General features: G+C 69.3%; 1 protein-coding gene. It reads right to left on the reverse strand.

Annotation, left to right across the window (positions count from 1 at the left end; translation table 11 throughout):
* Positions 1 to 64 precede the first annotated feature (64 nt).
* Positions 65 to 540 (reverse strand): TetR/AcrR family transcriptional regulator (locus tag Aco04nite_RS48060; protein ID WP_213003851.1); only part of this gene is annotated, 476 nt, incomplete at its 5' end.

Raw genomic sequence — 540 nt, forward strand, 5'->3', positions numbered from 1 at the left:
GCTGAGTCCCTGTGCCCAGGCCGCTGAGTAGTGAACTGGTCCGCAAGTGCCAGTCGCTGGGTCGTCAGCGGGCTTGGTAGCGCAGTCCGTCGATGAGCAGCGTGACCATGCGGTCGTTGCCGTTCTCGTCCAGGTTGGCGGGTGAGTACAGGCGGGAGATGGCGCTCAGTAGTGGTCCGGCCTCGACGTCGGTGCGGATATCCCCGGCGGCGGCTGCGGCGGTGAGCAGGGAGTCGAGGGCTGGCTGGAAGCGCTGGGTGAAGTAGGCGGGCAGGGGTTCGAACGCGGGGTTGCCGGAGTGCAGGGCTGAGGATAGTCCGCGCTTGGCGCCGACGAACTGGGTGAAGCGGTGCAGCCAGCGGATGAGGGCATCCAGGGGCTCGTGCTCGGCGGCGAGGGTGGCTGCGGTGTCGGCGCAGGCGTCGACCTCGTGCCGGAAGACGGCGGTGACGAGGTCGGAGCGTTCGGGGAAGTGGCGGTAGAACGTGGCGAGTCCGACGCCGGCCCTGGTGGTGATCTCGCGGACCGGTGCGTCGACGC

Source organism: Winogradskya consettensis (assembly GCF_018332715.1).
In the GTDB taxonomy this organism is placed as follows: Bacteria; Actinomycetota; Actinomycetes; order Mycobacteriales; family Micromonosporaceae; genus Actinoplanes; species Actinoplanes consettensis.